This window comes from Providencia sp. (genome assembly GCF_040396775.1).
Classification (GTDB): Bacteria; Pseudomonadota; Gammaproteobacteria; order Enterobacterales; family Enterobacteriaceae; genus Providencia.
In genome coordinates this window covers 249,849-263,550 of the sequence record NZ_JBEBNT010000003.1, presented here as the reverse complement: position 1 = coordinate 263,550, position 13,702 = coordinate 249,849, and the positions used below count along the sequence as shown (strand labels likewise).

The following is a 13,702-nucleotide window of genomic DNA, read 5'->3' as shown; positions in this document are numbered from 1 at the left end:
CTATAGCGATAACTCGTATTTTCGCTAAATATTGGAACCACTGTGTCCGACGAGAGTGATGTAGAAAAAACAGAAGAGCCCACCCCCCATAAAAAGCAAAAAGCCAAAGATGATGGGCAAATCGTTCGTTCAAAGGAACTTAGCTCGCTAATGATGATGTTGGCGGGTATTAGCTTGCTCTGGTTAAGTGGTGGGCACCTTGCGACACAACTTCGCCAAATTGCTCGCCAAGGTTTTATTTTTGACGGTCATTATTTACAAAATACAGGCTTAATGATCAGTTACTTAGGGCGAGTAGTTAGTGAAGCGTTATTTGCATTATTACCTGTTATTGGCGGTTTAGCACTGGTGGGGATTTCTGCTTCATCGTTAGTGGGCGGGTTAGTGTTTAACAGTAAATTGATTAAGTTCGATTTAAAAAAGCTCAACCCAATAAAGGGACTAAAACGTATTTTTTCAATGAATGCGTTATCAGAATTGTTTAAGGCAATTTTGAAATCACTGTTTGTTGGATTAGGCGCATTTATTTTTTTATGGCAAAGCTGGCCTTCCTTACTGCATTTAGTGATGGAATCACCTGTGACCGCACTCAGTAATGCTCTGCAAAAAGTGATTTTTGCGGGGTATTTGATTGTGTTTTTGCTGATCCCAATGGTGGCGTTTGATGTGTTTTACCAATTTCGTTCTCATTTGAAGAAATTGCGCATGAGCCGCCAAGAAATAAAAGATGAGTTTAAGCAGCAAGAGGGTGACCCACACATTAAAGCTAAAATTCGCCAACAACAGCGGGCGATAGCGCGAAATCGCATGATGTCGGATGTGCCACTTGCGGATGTAATAGTGACCAACCCAACGCACTATGCGGTGGCGCTGAAATATGATGATAAGCGCATGGGGGCACCAAAGGTGTTGGCGAAAGGCGCGGGTGTCATTGCGCAGCGTATTAAGGAAATTGGCGAGGAACACCGAATATTACAATTAGAAGCACCGCCGCTTGCAAGGGCGTTATACCGCCACGCAGAGATAGGGCAAAGCATCCCTGTCGCACTATATGCGGCGGTTGCGGAAGTTTTAGCATGGGTTTACCAACTGCGCCGTTGGCGTCGTGAAGGTGGGCTCAGACCGAAAAAACCGAAAAATTTACCAGTGCCACCGACGCTGGACTTTGCTGGAGATAACAATCGCGATGGCTAATTTGGCTGCACTTTTAAAATTGCCGAAAAACTTACAAGGAACGCAGTGGCAAATACTCGCGGGTCCGGTTCTTATCTTATTGATTTTGTCGATGATGGTATTGCCATTACCGGCATTTTTATTGGATTTACTGTTTACCTTTAATATTGCGCTTTCTATCATGGTGTTATTGGTGGCGATGTTCACCAAGCGGACACTCGATTTTGCTGCGTTTCCAACGATTTTGCTATTCGCTACGCTATTGCGATTATCATTAAATATCGCATCGACACGAATTATTTTGTTAGATGGGCACACCGGACCTGACGCCGCAGGGCGCGTGGTTGAGGCATTCGGTCACTTTTTGGTAGGCGGTAACTTCGCTATTGGTATCGTCGTCTTTATCATCCTTGTCTTGATTAACTTTATGGTTATCACCAAGGGGGCGGGGCGTATCGCCGAAGTGGGCGCTCGCTTTGTGTTGGATGGTATGCCTGGTAAGCAAATGGCTATCGATGCGGACCTTAACGCAGGGATCATCAGCGATGATGAAGCCAAAAAACGCCGTGCAGAAGTCACTCAAGAAGCGGACTTTTACGGCTCGATGGATGGTGCGAGTAAATTCGTGCGTGGGGATGCTATCGCGGGGATCATGATTATGGTGATCAACGTGGTGGGTGGGTTAATCGTCGGTGTGGGTCAACACAATATGTCGTTGGGGGATGCGACTAGCGCCTATACCTTGCTGACTATTGGTGATGGCCTTGTCGCGCAAATTCCTGCATTGATTATTTCTACCGCCGCAGGGGTTATCGTGACTCGTGTTGCGACAGATGAAGACGTTGGCGAACAGATGGTGAGCCAGCTATTCAATAATCCTCGAGTGCTATGGCTCAGTGCGGCAGTTCTTGGTTTAATTGGCCTAATCCCAGGCATGCCAAATTTTGTTTTCCTGTTATTCACTGCGGCACTGGCGGGGCTAGGATGGTATTTAGTGCGTAAATCCCAACAACCAGAAAGTGCGAAAGGGGATAATAGCCAAGCTCTGCATTTCCAAGAAGCCAATAAAGTGGTGGAAGCTACGTGGGATGATGTCCAGTTAGAAGATTTATTGGCAATGGAAGTGGGGTATCGACTAATCCCACTTGTGGATAACGACCAACAGGGCGAATTACTCGGTCGCTTACGTGGCTTGCGCAAAAAATTCGCCCAAGAAGTGGGGTATTTACCGCCAGTCGTTCATATTTGTGACAACTTAGCGCTTTCCCCCTGTGAGTACCGTATTTTAATTAAAGGTGCAGAAGTTGGGCGTGGTGAAGCACAACCTGGACGCAGTTTAGCCATTGACCCAGGTAATGCAGCAGGTACGTTGCAAGGTGATGCAACTAGAGAGCCAGCCTTTGGTTTACCTGCGGTTTGGATTGATGATGATTTACGTGAAGAAGCGCAAATTCAAGGGTATACCGTGGTTTCGGCAAGCACGGCGGTGGCGACGCACTTTAACCAAATTTTACTGCAAAACTCGAGCACATTATTTGGTCGTCAAGAAGCACAAATGCTATATGACCGTGTGAAAAAAGAGATGCCCAAACTGGCGGATGACCTTATCCCAGATACGATTTCATTAACGATCTTGCACCGCGTTTTACAAAATTTATTAATGGAAGATGTGGTGATCCGCGATATGCGCACCATTATTGAAACATTAGCGGAAATGGCTGGGGAAAATGGTGAGCAAAAAGACACGGATTACCTCACGTCGCAAGTCCGCATTGCACTCGGCCGTGCAATTACTCAGCAGTGGTTTGGTAATGCAGAAGAAATTCAAGTGATTGGGCTAGATGCAGGGCTGGAACAAATTCTTCTGCAAGCCGCGAAAAATGGTGGTGGATTAGAGCCAAACCTTGCGCAGTTTATCCAAACGCAAGCAGAGCAAGCAGTTTCTCACCAAGAGGCGATGGGGGCTCCGAATGTGTTGCTCGTGAACCATGCGCTACGGTTAATTCTGTCGCGCTTCTTGCGCCGCAGCCTGCCACAATTGGTGGTGATGTCGAATTTAGAAATGACAGATCATCGTAAAATTAGGATGACATCAATGATTAGTGGTAGTTGATAAGGGGCTTTATTCTCCAAGGCTAATCACGAAGATGTTGAGATAAAAGGAGCGGGTCGATTCTTATCAAGCCGCTCCTTTTTTTGTATACCTCATACCGAGAGTTTAACCTGAATTCGGATTTACTTTTATTCAAACTATGGTAATTTTTACTATAGTAAAAATTATGGGGCTATGGATGGCTATCTATAAAACGAAGATGTTTAATAACAGCATCAAAAAGATAAATATTAGTGATTTTGAATTAATAAATGCGGCTATGGATGTGTTTGCAGGCCAATATGAAGCCCATCTTGGTAGTGGCGTTATTAAAAAGCGTTTGCCACTACAAGGAAAAGGTAAAAGCGGAGGCGTTAGAACGCTTATTTTTTATAAGCAGGGGCGGCACTTATTTTTTGCTGACGCTTGGCTGAAATCGCGTTTAAATGCAAAAGGAACCAAAGAAATTGAGGACGATACCCTCGAATCTTATAAAGATATCGCGAAGGTACTTTTGCAATTAGATGATGAAAAAATAATGAAAATGCTAAACGCTAACCTGTTAGTGGAGGTTAATTATGAATAATAAAATGAATGAATTGCTGCAATTTGCAGAAGACATGGAAGCGGTTGGTGTTACCGATGATAGTGCTGCTCGGCGTATTGAAGCACGAATAAAAGCGAAAGAACTCAAAGCTAAATTTGCCCACCCTAAACCAATGACAGGGGAAGATATTAAGCGTATCCGTGAGCAAAATAATATCTCACAATCTTCCCTTGCGCTGATCTTAAATATGACAAAAGAAAGTGTATCTAAGTGGGAAAGAGGAGAGATTAAGCCTAATGGCGCGGCATTGAGGCTTCTCACAATGATAGATGAGAGAATGTTTATTATTTAATTAATATTTTTTAAATAAACTATTCTGCAAATTAAATCGAAATTTTCTTACCTAAAACAGGGCGTTTTGATTCTAAGCCATCGGCGCCATAGGTTGATTGATTATTGTGTTTTTTGACAAAATTAAGGCGCTGAGTATTGAGCTCAATGTGTAATTGCAGCATTTGATGATTACGATAATTCAGCTCTTTTAAGTCAGTGGTTAACACTTTAATCGCTTCCCATAAACCTGCTAAGGCTGCATTCCCTTCATAGGGAGCAGTCACTTCGCCTTTTGCTTCAAGCTGTAAGCGATGGGTTTCACCATGGCCGATAGCGGCAACCAGAAAGCGTTTCTGCTCTGTCGCTTCTTGAAAAGGGGACGGCGGCACACGGTGATAACCTAACAAAATTTCTTCATTTTTCATCACAATTTGCAGTGATTGCAAATGAGAAAGCTGCTGTTCGAGTAAGATCAGTAATTCATCAATCATAGCGGTTATTTATTTCATTGATAACATGCATTCATGGGCATCACGTAAAATGCCATCAGCAATTTTCCCCGTGTCCATGGTAAGGGTGCCATCTTTGATAGCTTGCTTAATTCTTTCGACTTTTGCGGTATCGATATCAGAGGCTTGTGGCTGCAATAATTTTTTCTGTAGCTCACTCGGCGCAAAAGTACTTTCTTTAATGGTGACATCGGCAGCAACTTTTTTATCGCGCATCGGGGCAGCCGCATCTTGAGGATCACGGGTTGTTACCTGAGTCAGCGAAGAAATTGCAGGGGTTTGCTCAATAGCCATAATGTGTTTTCCTATTCCCGATTTTTATCATATGAGAGTTATCGGCGTATTTTGTGGGATCTTTAGTCTTTATAGTGTTACAAAATATTGCCTTTACTCGTCATATTTCAAGCCGCCTCTGCGTTAACTTACGCTCATTCGCACTAGTCACTTGTTGCCTTGATGCAATAAAGGCTCATTTTGAGTGAGTTAACATCAAATACAGACTCGTCATATTTCAAATGGCTTCGGTATTGATGGCATTTATTTTAACGCGATATTAACACTGCCATTCTCTTGTGCTAACCCATTGACCACTTGACCATTGAGTAATCTTACACGAATATTTTGCCCCATGGTGGCGTTATTAATCGCGCGTCCCTCATATTTCACCGAAAAATTATCCCCATTGGCAAAAACAAATACGGTTTGACCTGCTTTGATGGCCCACGGTTGTCTAACCATTGATTTGGTGAATGTCTGTCCTGCCGTAATTGTGCGCAGTACAATTGCACCCCGGAGCGTCATTTTGTCCGTACTGGCGCCCGCAGGTAATTTATGGAGTAGGCCTTTTTTTGTGCCAATATCAACAAATTCAATGGTTTCTCCACGGTTTAAATTACGGGTTGCGACATAATATTGCCCCGTGACATTGACCGTGAGTTGCAGAAATTGTTTTTTCTTTCCGCACTGGACTGGCACGGACACATTTCCCATATTGCGTCCACCTATGGGCGGACTAATCTGCGGCTTATCACAGTTTGGCCATTTTTCAATCGGCGTTTTTATCTCAATTGAAACGTGGTTGTTTTTGCCATGTACTTGGCGAAAATAGTTGTTGATATCTTGTGGTAGAGACGCGTGGGATAACGCGGATGTTAAGCTTAACCCACTGATTATCATACAATAGGTTAATTTTTTAAGATTAGCCATCAGGTTGCTGTCTCCTTTATCAACATACTTTTTCACGCTTGCAGTTTACCCACCTCTTTCATAATGAATGAGCCAAATAGGTCAATTATTTTGCCTTTATCCCGCCATTAGATTTTTTAGTAGACCGCTAAGATATGCACGTCGAATTTTAACTTTCGTACTCTCTTGATGGGTTTTCCTAATTGAGGGGGCGAATATAACGAGCGTTCGTAGTCAACATCGCTATACATCCATTAAGGATCATCATGATTGATAAATTAAATGCCACGTTTGCCTTCCAGCAGCAGGCGTTGTCAATACGTGAAGCTAGGCAAACTGTTCTGGCTTCCAATATTGCTAATGCGGACACACCGGGTTATCAGGCGCGGGATATTGATTTTAATCGTCAGCTCCAACAAGCGATGGATAAAGGCGCGGTGAATGGCAAGGGTGTGGCACTGGCGGTAACCGCCAAAGGCCATATTGAAGGTCGCGGCATCAAAGCACCAAATATGGATTTGAAATACCGCGTCCCTTACCAAACTTCAATGGATGGTAATACCGTCGATATGGATATTGAACGCAGTCAATTCGCCGATAACACCCTGAAATATCAGGCTGATCTTACATTCATTAATAGCCGCGTTAAAAGCATGTTGGCTGTTCTACAGCAAGGGTAATTATTATGGCCTTACTGAGTATTTTTGACATTTCAGCGTCTGCATTAACCGCTCAGTCTCAGCGTTTAAACGTCAGTGCGAGCAACATGGCTAACGCAGAAAGCATCGCGGGACCTGATGGCCAGCCGTATCGTGCCAAACAAGTGGTTTTCCAAATGGCACCGCAAGGCCGCCATGAAGTCGGTGGCGTAAAAGTCAGTGAACTAATTGAAGACCCCGCACCACCGCGTATGGAATACAAGCCTGGTCATCCTTTAGCGGATGAAAAGGGTTATGTGCAAATGCCTAACGTGGACATGGTGGGCGAAATGATTAACACCATTTCGGCTTCTCGTAGCTACCAAGCCAACTTAGAAGTGATGAATACAGCAAAAACCTTGCTGCAAAAAACACTGACTATCGGCCAGTAACGGAGGTACGAAATGGGGATTGCAGCCACGATGTACGATTCATTGGATAACACCACCGCGGGACCAGAGCCTGCGGCGAGTAACGTGCCAAAGAAAAGTCAAAGTGACGACATGCGTGACACTTTCTTAAAAATGATTGTGACGCAAATGCAAAACCAAGACCCAACTAAGCCGATGGAAAATACCGACTTAACCAGCCAATTGGCCCAAATTGCCACGCTGGAAAGTATGAACAAACTCAGTGATAATGTGAGTGGTATTTCCCAACAAATCGGCTCAGGGCAATCACTACAAGCGACCGCGCTGGTGGGCAAAGGCGTACTTATCCCTCGTAATGAAATTATTTTAGCCCCGCTCAAAAAAGAGAGTTCGGGTGAAAATAGCACAGTAACGAAACCATCAAACCCGTTACCCGATGAAGGGATTAGCCCAAACAGCCCATCGACTACGGCGTTGAGTAATCAAAATACCTCAGAAGAGGGCGGTGAAGAGCCGAAATCTGAATTTATTTCATCGCCATTTGGGTTCTTTTTACCGAAATTGGCCGATAGCGTTGAAATTACCATTCGCGATAAAAACAAAATGGTTGTGCGAACCATCACCTATGACTCTGAAGTCAAACCCGACATTTATGACATGGCGTGGGATGGTTTGGACAACAACGGCAACTTAGTCACCGATACGAAAGGGAAATATTACTTTGATGTGAGAGCTATCAGAAACGGGGCTGAAGTTGAAGTCACGAAACTGGGCTATACCCGCGTCAACGGTGTGACACCGGGTTCTGACGCGCCATTATTAGATGTTGGCATCGGGCAAAGTGTGCCCCTTAGCAGCATCTTCAAAGTTTACCCTTCTTCTTAATTTTTACCCCCAATACTCATGGAGAAAATATGTCTTTTTCACAAGCAGTCAGTGGCTTAAATGCAGCATCCGCGGGGCTCGATTCAATTGGTAATAACATTGCCAACTCCGCAACTAACGGCTTTAAAGGCGCAACCACCTCATTTGCAGATATGTTTGCAGGTTCTGGTGTTGGCCTTGGTGTTAACGTTGCAGCTGTGACACAAAACTTTAAAGATGGCCCAATTACACGTACAGATAGACCAACGGATGTGGCGATTTCAGGCAGCGGTTTCTTCCGCGTTCAAGACAAAAATGGCGATACCTATTATAGCCGTGATGGTCAGTTTCTACGGGACAAAAGCGGCAACTTGGTCAATAACCAAGGCATGGTGGTAACAGGCTACCCTGCGAGTGTCGATGAAAAAGGCAATATCACCATTCAAAGCGGTGGTGTGCCAGAAGGGCTAAACATCCCAACAGACATGATGGATGCGAAAAAATCGGAATTAGCTAAGTTAACCATTAACTTGAACTCAGAAGACAAAATCAAAGATAAAGCCTTTGATGTCGATAAGCCTGACGATTCATCAACCTATAACTTCAGCACCACGATGACGGCATACGATAGCCAAGGTAACACCCATGAAATCTCCGTGTATTTTGTTAAAAATGCGGATAACCAATGGACGGCGTATGCGAAAGATGCTGGCGATAAATCAGCGAAAGAACTTGGCAAATTAGAATTCGATGGTAACGGTAAGTTAAAAGATGCGGATAAAGCTACATTTGCGTTCAATTATAACGGCTTAAACGGTGCCGATAACGGTGTTTTAAACGTTGATTTAAGCAAAACTCGCCAACAAAAAGTGAGCGAGTCTTCCGTCAGTGCCATTGATGTTGATGGTTTCCCTGCCGGTGAATACACCAGTTTCAAAATTGAAGATAACGGTTTAATCGTTGCTAACTACTCAAACCAACAAAAACGTGTGGTTGGGCAAGTGGCGCTTTCTGCGTTTGCTAACCCAAATGGTTTAGTTTCACAAGGGGGCAACGTCTGGGCTTCTTCAAATGCGTCGGGTAACCCGATGGATGGCGTTCCGGGTGTCGGGCAATTCGGTAAATTAACCAGTGGCGCATTGGAATCTTCAAACGTGGATATGAGCCAAGAGCTGATCAGCATGATTGTGATGCAGCGTAATTACCAATCGAACGCGCAAACCATCAAAACGCAAGACCAAATGTTACAAACGTTGGTTAACTTACGATAAGCCTAGAGGGTGGCCATGGATCACGTCATTTATACCGCAATGGGTGGAGCACGCCATGCGCTTGAGAACCAAGCGGTGGTTTCCAACAATATTGCCAATGTGTCTACCGCAGGGTTTAAAGCGCAGCTCTCAGCCATGCGCGCTGTGCCCGTAAATGGGGATAGCGCACAAACCAGAACTTTGGTGGTGTCTTCAACGCCCGGTGCCGATATGAGCCAAGGGCCGCTGAATTATACAGGCAAGCCAACGGATGTTGCACTAAACGATAAGCACTTTTTAGCCGTTGAATTAGCCGATGGGACGGAAGCCTATACCCGTAACGGGAATATCCAGATTTCGGGCGACGGTGAGTTAGTGATTGGCGAGCGACGTCTTCAAGGGGATGGCGGGCCGATTAACGTCCCTCAGAACGCAGAAATCACTATCGGTATGGACGGCACCATCACCGCATTGCTGGCGACAGATCCGCCTACGATGTTGGGGCAGATTGGTCGCCTAAAAGTGGTGGAAGCGCAGCCGCAAGACTTGATCCGCGGGGAAGATGGGTTATTCCATTTATCCCCACAAGGGCAAGCCACCAACGGCAACGTGTTGCCGCTGAGTGACCGTGCTGTTGTGACGTCAGGGGTGATTGAGGGAAGTAACGTTAATGCCGCAGAAGCGATGGTATCAATGATAGCCAATGCAAGGCATTTTGAAATGCAAATGAAAGTGGTTCGCAGTGCGGATGAAAATGCCCAGCGTGCTAACCAATTGCTTGCCGTCAGCTAAATTCAGTAAGGAATAATTATGATCCGTTCATTATGGATTGCAAAAACGGGGCTTGATGCTCAACAAACTAACTTAGACGTTATTTCCAATAACTTGGCGAACGTTAGCACCAATGGTTTTAAACGCCAACGTGCGGTTTTTGAAGATTTAATGTACCAAAACATTCGCCAGCCGGGTGCGATGAGCTCTGAACAAACGTCATTGCCATCAGGGTTACAACTGGGGACAGGGGCACGCCCTGTCGCTACGATGCGTATTCATGCACAAGGTGCATTGAATAAAACAGGCACCACCACGGATATTGCGATTAAAGGCCAAGGTTTTTTACATGTGCAAATGCCCGACGGCACGGATGCTTATACCCGTGATGGCGCATTACAACCTAACCAAGATGGCCAGTTAGTCACCTCCAGCGGCTATCAAATCGTTCCAGCAATTACTTTGCCAGATAACGCAAACAGCTTGACGATTGGGCGTGATGGTACGGTATCTATCACCGTTTATGGCGATAGCCAACCACAGCAAATCGGCCAAATTACACTGACCACCTTCATCAACGATGCGGGTTTGGAAAGTATGGGGGAAAACCTCTATATGGAAACCGCGAGCTCAGGTGCGCCGAATGAAAGTGCGCCGGGAACCAACGGTGCCGGTCTGCTTTATCAAAATATGCTAGAAACTTCCAACGTGAACGTCGCCGAAGAGTTGGTCAATATGATCCAAACTCAGCGCGCTTACGAAATTAACAGTAAGGCTGTTTCGGCATCTGACCAAATGCTTCAGCGTTTAACGCAACTGTAATTGGTTTTGTATCGGCGCTCATCGGGTTTTTGTGAGCGCCCTATGAAAGACATCTCTTTGGGATGAAACAACGTACACAGCAGCAAAAGAGTAGCATAATGATTGAAAGCGGCCTTATTTCCCAACAGCAAAAAACAGCGTTGCAGATGCGTTTTACTGCACCTAAACAGGTATGGTTACTTGCCGTTTTGGTTTTAGCCACCAGCGGTTGTGCTCACATTCCATCTCGTCCGTTAGTGGATACACAAACGACGGCTATTCCTTCTGCCCCGACAGCACCGTCACCGAACGGTTCAATCTTCCAAAGTGCGCAGCCCGCTTATTACGGCTATCAACCCCTTTTTGAAGATAGGCGACCGCGTAATGTTGGTGATATTTTAACCATTAATTTGCAAGAAAACGTCAGTGCTAGCAAAAATTCCTCTGCCAATGCGAATCGCAGCGGTAAAACCGGTTTCCTCGCCGCGATATTACCCGGCTTTATGCAAGGGTGGATTGGTGGCAATAACACCGAATTGGATATCAAAGGAAACAGTGACTTTAGTGGTAAAGGCGGCGCAAACGCCAATAACACCTTTAAGGGAACCATTACGGTGACCGTCGACCAATTACTGGCGAACGGCAATTTGCATGTGGTGGGTGAAAAACGCATCGCCATTAACCAAGGCACAGAATCTATTCGTTTTTCGGGGGTCGTCAACCCACGAACTATCGGCTCAGACAACCATGTGAGCTCCACACAAGTGGCAGATGCTCGCATTGAATATGTTGGCGATGGCTATATTAACGAATCGCAAAATATGGGCTGGCTACAACGCTTTTTCTTAAATGTTTCGCCTTATTAATTAAACATTAGCGAGTAACGGCCGAGAGAATTCAATGAAAAACAACGTATTAATTTTGCTATCACTGTTTTGCCTTTTTACCTTTTCGGCGCACAGTGAGCGTATTAAAGATTTAACCACCGTTCAAGGTGTGCGCGATAACGCCTTGATTGGTTACGGTTTAGTGGTGGGCTTGGATGGCACGGGTGACCAAACCATGCAAACGCCGTTTACCACGCAAAGCTTGAACAACATGCTGTCCCAGATGGGGATCACCGTTCCACCAGGCACCAATATGCAGCTCAAAAACGTGGCAGCGGTGATGGTTACGGCAAAACTGCCGCCTTTTGCACGCACAGGGCAATCGGTGGATATCGTGGTCTCCTCCATGGGTAACGCGAAAAGCTTACGTGGCGGTACACTCTTAATGACGCCATTAAAAGGCGTCGATGGACAAATCTATGCCATGGCACAGGGCAATATTTTAGTGGGTGGCGCAGGTGCGAGTGGTGGCGGTAGTAGCATCAAAGTCAATCAACTGAATGGTGGGCGCATTACTGGCGGGGCAACTATTGAGCGTGAACTGCCAAGCAGTTTTGGCCAAAGTGGTGCCATAAACCTGCAATTAAACGAAGATAGCTTCACATTGGCGCAAGATATCGCAGATGCAGTCAATCGAATGGGTGGAATGGGAACGGCTAGCGCGTTGGATTCCCGTACGGTGCAATTATTAGTGCCAGCTAATAACCGTGACCAAGTGCGTTTCCTTGCGCGAGTCCAAGAACTGAATGTTCGCACCCCAATGGCAGAAGCCAAAGTGATATTAAATTCACGAACGGGCTCGGTGGTGATCAACCGTAGCGTGACACTGGAAAGCTGCGCTGTGGCACACGGCAGTTTGGCAGTCACCGTGGAAAGACAAACTCAAGTTAGCCAGCCAGATACGCCATTTGCGGGCGGACAAACAGTGGTAACCCGTAACACCAGTGTTGGCGTACAAGACCGTGGCGGTGCACTGCAAAAAGTGAATGCCAGCGTGCAGCTCAACCAAGTGATCCAAGCCTTGAATACGTTAGGGGCAACACCAAACGACTTGATGTCGATTTTGCAAGCGATGGAAAGTGCGGGTTGCTTACGTGCGAAATTGGAGATTATCTAATGGGTGATATGCAGCTATTGCAAGGTGCGGCGTTCGATTTGCAGTCACTGAGTCAATTAAAGGGCGAGTTGAATAAAAACACAGAGCAAGGGCTGCGCCAAGTCACGCAGCAATTGGAAGCGACATTTGTCCAAATGATGCTAAAAAGCATGCGTGATGCACTCCCGCAGGATGGACTATTTTCCAATGACCAAACGCGCATGTTGACCAGTATGTATGACCAACAAATCGCCCAAGACCTCTCCCAAAAAGGGTTAGGTTTTGGGGAAATGATGTACCAACAACTGACCCGCGACCAACACACGTCAAGCGTCCCAAATTCCAACAGTTTATTGCCATTTGATGAAAAAACGGTGCAATCTTTGCCGCCATTTAATATGGAACAGATGATGCGCCATTTTGCCCCGATGGGGGATACGCTTTCTGCACCCTTGCAAAAAATCAAAGCGTTATCACTCAATAGCAGCAACTTTATCAGCCGTTTGCTTGAGCCTGCCAAGGCGGCGAGCAAAGACAGTGGCATTTCTCATTTTCTGGTATTAGCGCAAGCAGCGCTGGAAAGCGGCTGGGGGCAACGAGAAATTTTAAAAATGGATGGTAAAACCAGCCATAACTTATTTGGCATTAAAGCTGGGAAAAGTTGGCAGGGGCCCGTCACCAATATCATGACGACAGAAGTGATCAACGGGCAAACGGTTAAAATGCGCGATGATTTTCGTGTATATGGCTCCTATGAAGAGGCCATTGCGGATTACATCAGTTTATTGACGGATAACCCGCGTTATAAAGACGTTAAAAAAGCGCCAACCCCTGAGATTGCGGCTCGCCGTTTACACCAAGCAGGCTATGCCACCGACCCGGGGTATTCTGACAAATTAATTAAATTAATTAACCAGATACGAGGCCACCAACCTGCGGCGAATACCTCCGCATCACGTGCGGTGCAGGCCTATACCATCGACTTAAATGATATTTTCTAAAAACATGGAATTTATACGAGTTAGGGCTAAATAATTACGCCGATTTTCCGATAACTAAACATGCTCTAAATAATTTGAGTTGCTATCGCCGACATTGTGTCAGCCAATGAACGCGATACGCACC

Annotated in this window: 16 protein-coding genes; 13 read left to right on the top strand and 3 right to left on the bottom strand. The window is 45.6% G+C overall.

The window, feature by feature from the left end; all coding sequences use genetic code 11:
* Positions 1–42: 42 nt before the first annotated feature.
* The 4 genes from flhB to ABWP91_RS05770 all read left to right on the top strand — a co-directional run bounded on the left by flhB (position 43) and on the right by ABWP91_RS05770 (position 4,164).
* Positions 43–1,194 carry a flagellar biosynthesis protein FlhB gene (flhB, locus tag ABWP91_RS05785; protein WP_353242446.1) on the top strand — a complete coding sequence of 384 codons (1,152 nt, stop codon included), beginning with the start codon at positions 43–45 and terminating at the stop codon, positions 1,192–1,194.
* The gene (flhA, locus tag ABWP91_RS05780) at positions 1,187–3,286 is read left to right on the top strand and encodes a flagellar biosynthesis protein FlhA (RefSeq protein ID WP_353242445.1); all 2,100 of its coding nucleotides are present in this window, start codon (positions 1,187–1,189) and stop codon (positions 3,284–3,286) included. The genes flhB and flhA overlap by 8 nt, the downstream gene beginning before the upstream one ends.
* Before the next feature lie 178 nt (positions 3,287–3,464).
* Positions 3,465–3,851: a type II toxin-antitoxin system RelE/ParE family toxin gene (locus ABWP91_RS05775; protein WP_353242444.1), complete on the top strand. Its 387-nt coding sequence runs from the start codon at positions 3,465–3,467 to the stop codon at positions 3,849–3,851.
* A complete protein-coding gene (locus tag ABWP91_RS05770) occupies positions 3,844–4,164 on the top strand; it encodes a helix-turn-helix domain-containing protein (RefSeq protein ID WP_219249089.1) in 321 nt (106 codons plus the stop codon). The genes ABWP91_RS05775 and ABWP91_RS05770 overlap by 8 nt, the downstream gene beginning before the upstream one ends.
* A 31-nt stretch (positions 4,165–4,195) precedes the next feature.
* Here ABWP91_RS05770 and ABWP91_RS05765 read toward each other — a convergent pair whose 3' ends face one another.
* From ABWP91_RS05765 to flgA, 3 genes are all read right to left on the bottom strand, one after another.
* On the bottom strand, positions 4,196–4,636 hold the full coding sequence (locus ABWP91_RS05765; RefSeq protein ID WP_353242443.1) for a flagella synthesis protein FlgN: 441 nt from the start codon (positions 4,634–4,636) through the stop codon (positions 4,196–4,198).
* Between the two features lie 9 nt (positions 4,637–4,645).
* Positions 4,646–4,948, bottom strand: coding sequence for a flagellar biosynthesis anti-sigma factor FlgM (gene flgM / locus ABWP91_RS05760; RefSeq protein ID WP_353242442.1), 303 nt, complete (start codon positions 4,946–4,948; stop codon positions 4,646–4,648).
* 243 nt (positions 4,949–5,191) lie between these two features.
* Positions 5,192–5,830, bottom strand: a complete 639-nt coding sequence (gene flgA, locus ABWP91_RS05755) for a flagellar basal body P-ring formation chaperone FlgA (RefSeq protein WP_502935791.1) — start codon at positions 5,828–5,830, stop codon at positions 5,192–5,194.
* Positions 5,831–6,105: 275 nt separating this feature from the next.
* On the opposite strand from flgA, the gene flgB reads away from it, so the two are divergent.
* From flgB to flgJ, 9 genes are all read left to right on the top strand, one after another.
* Positions 6,106–6,519: a flagellar basal body rod protein FlgB gene (gene flgB, locus ABWP91_RS05750; RefSeq protein ID WP_206083846.1), complete on the top strand. Its 414-nt coding sequence runs from the start codon at positions 6,106–6,108 to the stop codon at positions 6,517–6,519.
* 5 nt (positions 6,520–6,524) lie between these two features.
* A complete protein-coding gene (gene flgC / locus ABWP91_RS05745; RefSeq protein ID WP_047755990.1) occupies positions 6,525–6,929 on the top strand; it encodes a flagellar basal body rod protein FlgC in 405 nt (134 codons plus the stop codon).
* Positions 6,930–6,941: 12 nt separating this feature from the next.
* The gene (locus tag ABWP91_RS05740; protein WP_353242440.1) at positions 6,942–7,793 is read left to right on the top strand and encodes a flagellar hook assembly protein FlgD; all 852 of its coding nucleotides are present in this window, start codon (positions 6,942–6,944) and stop codon (positions 7,791–7,793) included.
* A 29-nt stretch (positions 7,794–7,822) separates the two neighbouring features.
* Positions 7,823–9,043, top strand: a complete 1,221-nt coding sequence (gene flgE, locus ABWP91_RS05735) for a flagellar hook protein FlgE (protein ID WP_353242439.1) — start codon at positions 7,823–7,825, stop codon at positions 9,041–9,043.
* Positions 9,044–9,058: 15 nt separating this feature from the next.
* Positions 9,059–9,814: a flagellar basal body rod protein FlgF gene (locus ABWP91_RS05730; protein ID WP_219249075.1), complete on the top strand. Its 756-nt coding sequence runs from the start codon at positions 9,059–9,061 to the stop codon at positions 9,812–9,814.
* Positions 9,815–9,832: 18 nt separating this feature from the next.
* Positions 9,833–10,615, top strand: coding sequence for a flagellar basal-body rod protein FlgG (gene flgG / locus ABWP91_RS05725; protein WP_219249073.1), 783 nt, complete (start codon positions 9,833–9,835; stop codon positions 10,613–10,615).
* 146 nt (positions 10,616–10,761) lie between these two features.
* Positions 10,762–11,460, top strand: coding sequence for a flagellar basal body L-ring protein FlgH (locus ABWP91_RS05720; RefSeq protein ID WP_425299632.1), 699 nt, complete (start codon positions 10,762–10,764; stop codon positions 11,458–11,460).
* Between the two features lie 34 nt (positions 11,461–11,494).
* Positions 11,495–12,598 carry a flagellar basal body P-ring protein FlgI gene (locus ABWP91_RS05715; RefSeq protein ID WP_219249072.1) on the top strand — a complete coding sequence of 368 codons (1,104 nt, stop codon included), beginning with the start codon at positions 11,495–11,497 and terminating at the stop codon, positions 12,596–12,598.
* Positions 12,598–13,578, top strand: a complete 981-nt coding sequence (gene flgJ / locus ABWP91_RS05710; protein ID WP_353242438.1) for a flagellar assembly peptidoglycan hydrolase FlgJ — start codon at positions 12,598–12,600, stop codon at positions 13,576–13,578. Before ABWP91_RS05715 ends, flgJ begins: the two co-directional genes overlap by 1 nt.
* Positions 13,579–13,702 lie beyond the last annotated feature (124 nt).

What these genes read in the sequence shown, in the direction of transcription:
- flhA (WP_353242445.1), top strand. Translation starts at nt 1,187, where the DNA reads ATGGCTAATTTGGCTGCACTTTTAAAATTGCCGAAAAACTTACAAGGA.
- ABWP91_RS05775 (WP_353242444.1), top strand. Translation starts at nt 3,465, where the DNA reads ATGGCTATCTATAAAACGAAGATGTTTAATAACAGCATCAAAAAGATA.
- ABWP91_RS05770 (WP_219249089.1), top strand. Translation starts at nt 3,844, where the DNA reads ATGAATAATAAAATGAATGAATTGCTGCAATTTGCAGAAGACATGGAA.
- ABWP91_RS05765 (WP_353242443.1), bottom strand. Translation starts at nt 4,636, where the DNA reads ATGATTGATGAATTACTGATCTTACTCGAACAGCAGCTTTCTCATTTG.
- flgM (WP_353242442.1), bottom strand. Translation starts at nt 4,948, where the DNA reads ATGGCTATTGAGCAAACCCCTGCAATTTCTTCGCTGACTCAGGTAACA.
- flgA (WP_502935791.1), bottom strand. Translation starts at nt 5,830, where the DNA reads ATGATAATCAGTGGGTTAAGCTTAACATCCGCGTTATCCCACGCGTCT.
- flgB (WP_206083846.1), top strand. Translation starts at nt 6,106, where the DNA reads ATGATTGATAAATTAAATGCCACGTTTGCCTTCCAGCAGCAGGCGTTG.
- flgC (WP_047755990.1), top strand. Translation starts at nt 6,525, where the DNA reads ATGGCCTTACTGAGTATTTTTGACATTTCAGCGTCTGCATTAACCGCT.
- ABWP91_RS05740 (WP_353242440.1), top strand. Translation starts at nt 6,942, where the DNA reads ATGGGGATTGCAGCCACGATGTACGATTCATTGGATAACACCACCGCG.
- flgE (WP_353242439.1), top strand. Translation starts at nt 7,823, where the DNA reads ATGTCTTTTTCACAAGCAGTCAGTGGCTTAAATGCAGCATCCGCGGGG.
- ABWP91_RS05730 (WP_219249075.1), top strand. Translation starts at nt 9,059, where the DNA reads ATGGATCACGTCATTTATACCGCAATGGGTGGAGCACGCCATGCGCTT.
- flgG (WP_219249073.1), top strand. Translation starts at nt 9,833, where the DNA reads ATGATCCGTTCATTATGGATTGCAAAAACGGGGCTTGATGCTCAACAA.
- ABWP91_RS05720 (WP_425299632.1), top strand. Translation starts at nt 10,762, where the DNA reads ATGCGTTTTACTGCACCTAAACAGGTATGGTTACTTGCCGTTTTGGTT.
- ABWP91_RS05715 (WP_219249072.1), top strand. Translation starts at nt 11,495, where the DNA reads ATGAAAAACAACGTATTAATTTTGCTATCACTGTTTTGCCTTTTTACC.
- flgJ (WP_353242438.1), top strand. Translation starts at nt 12,598, where the DNA reads ATGGGTGATATGCAGCTATTGCAAGGTGCGGCGTTCGATTTGCAGTCA.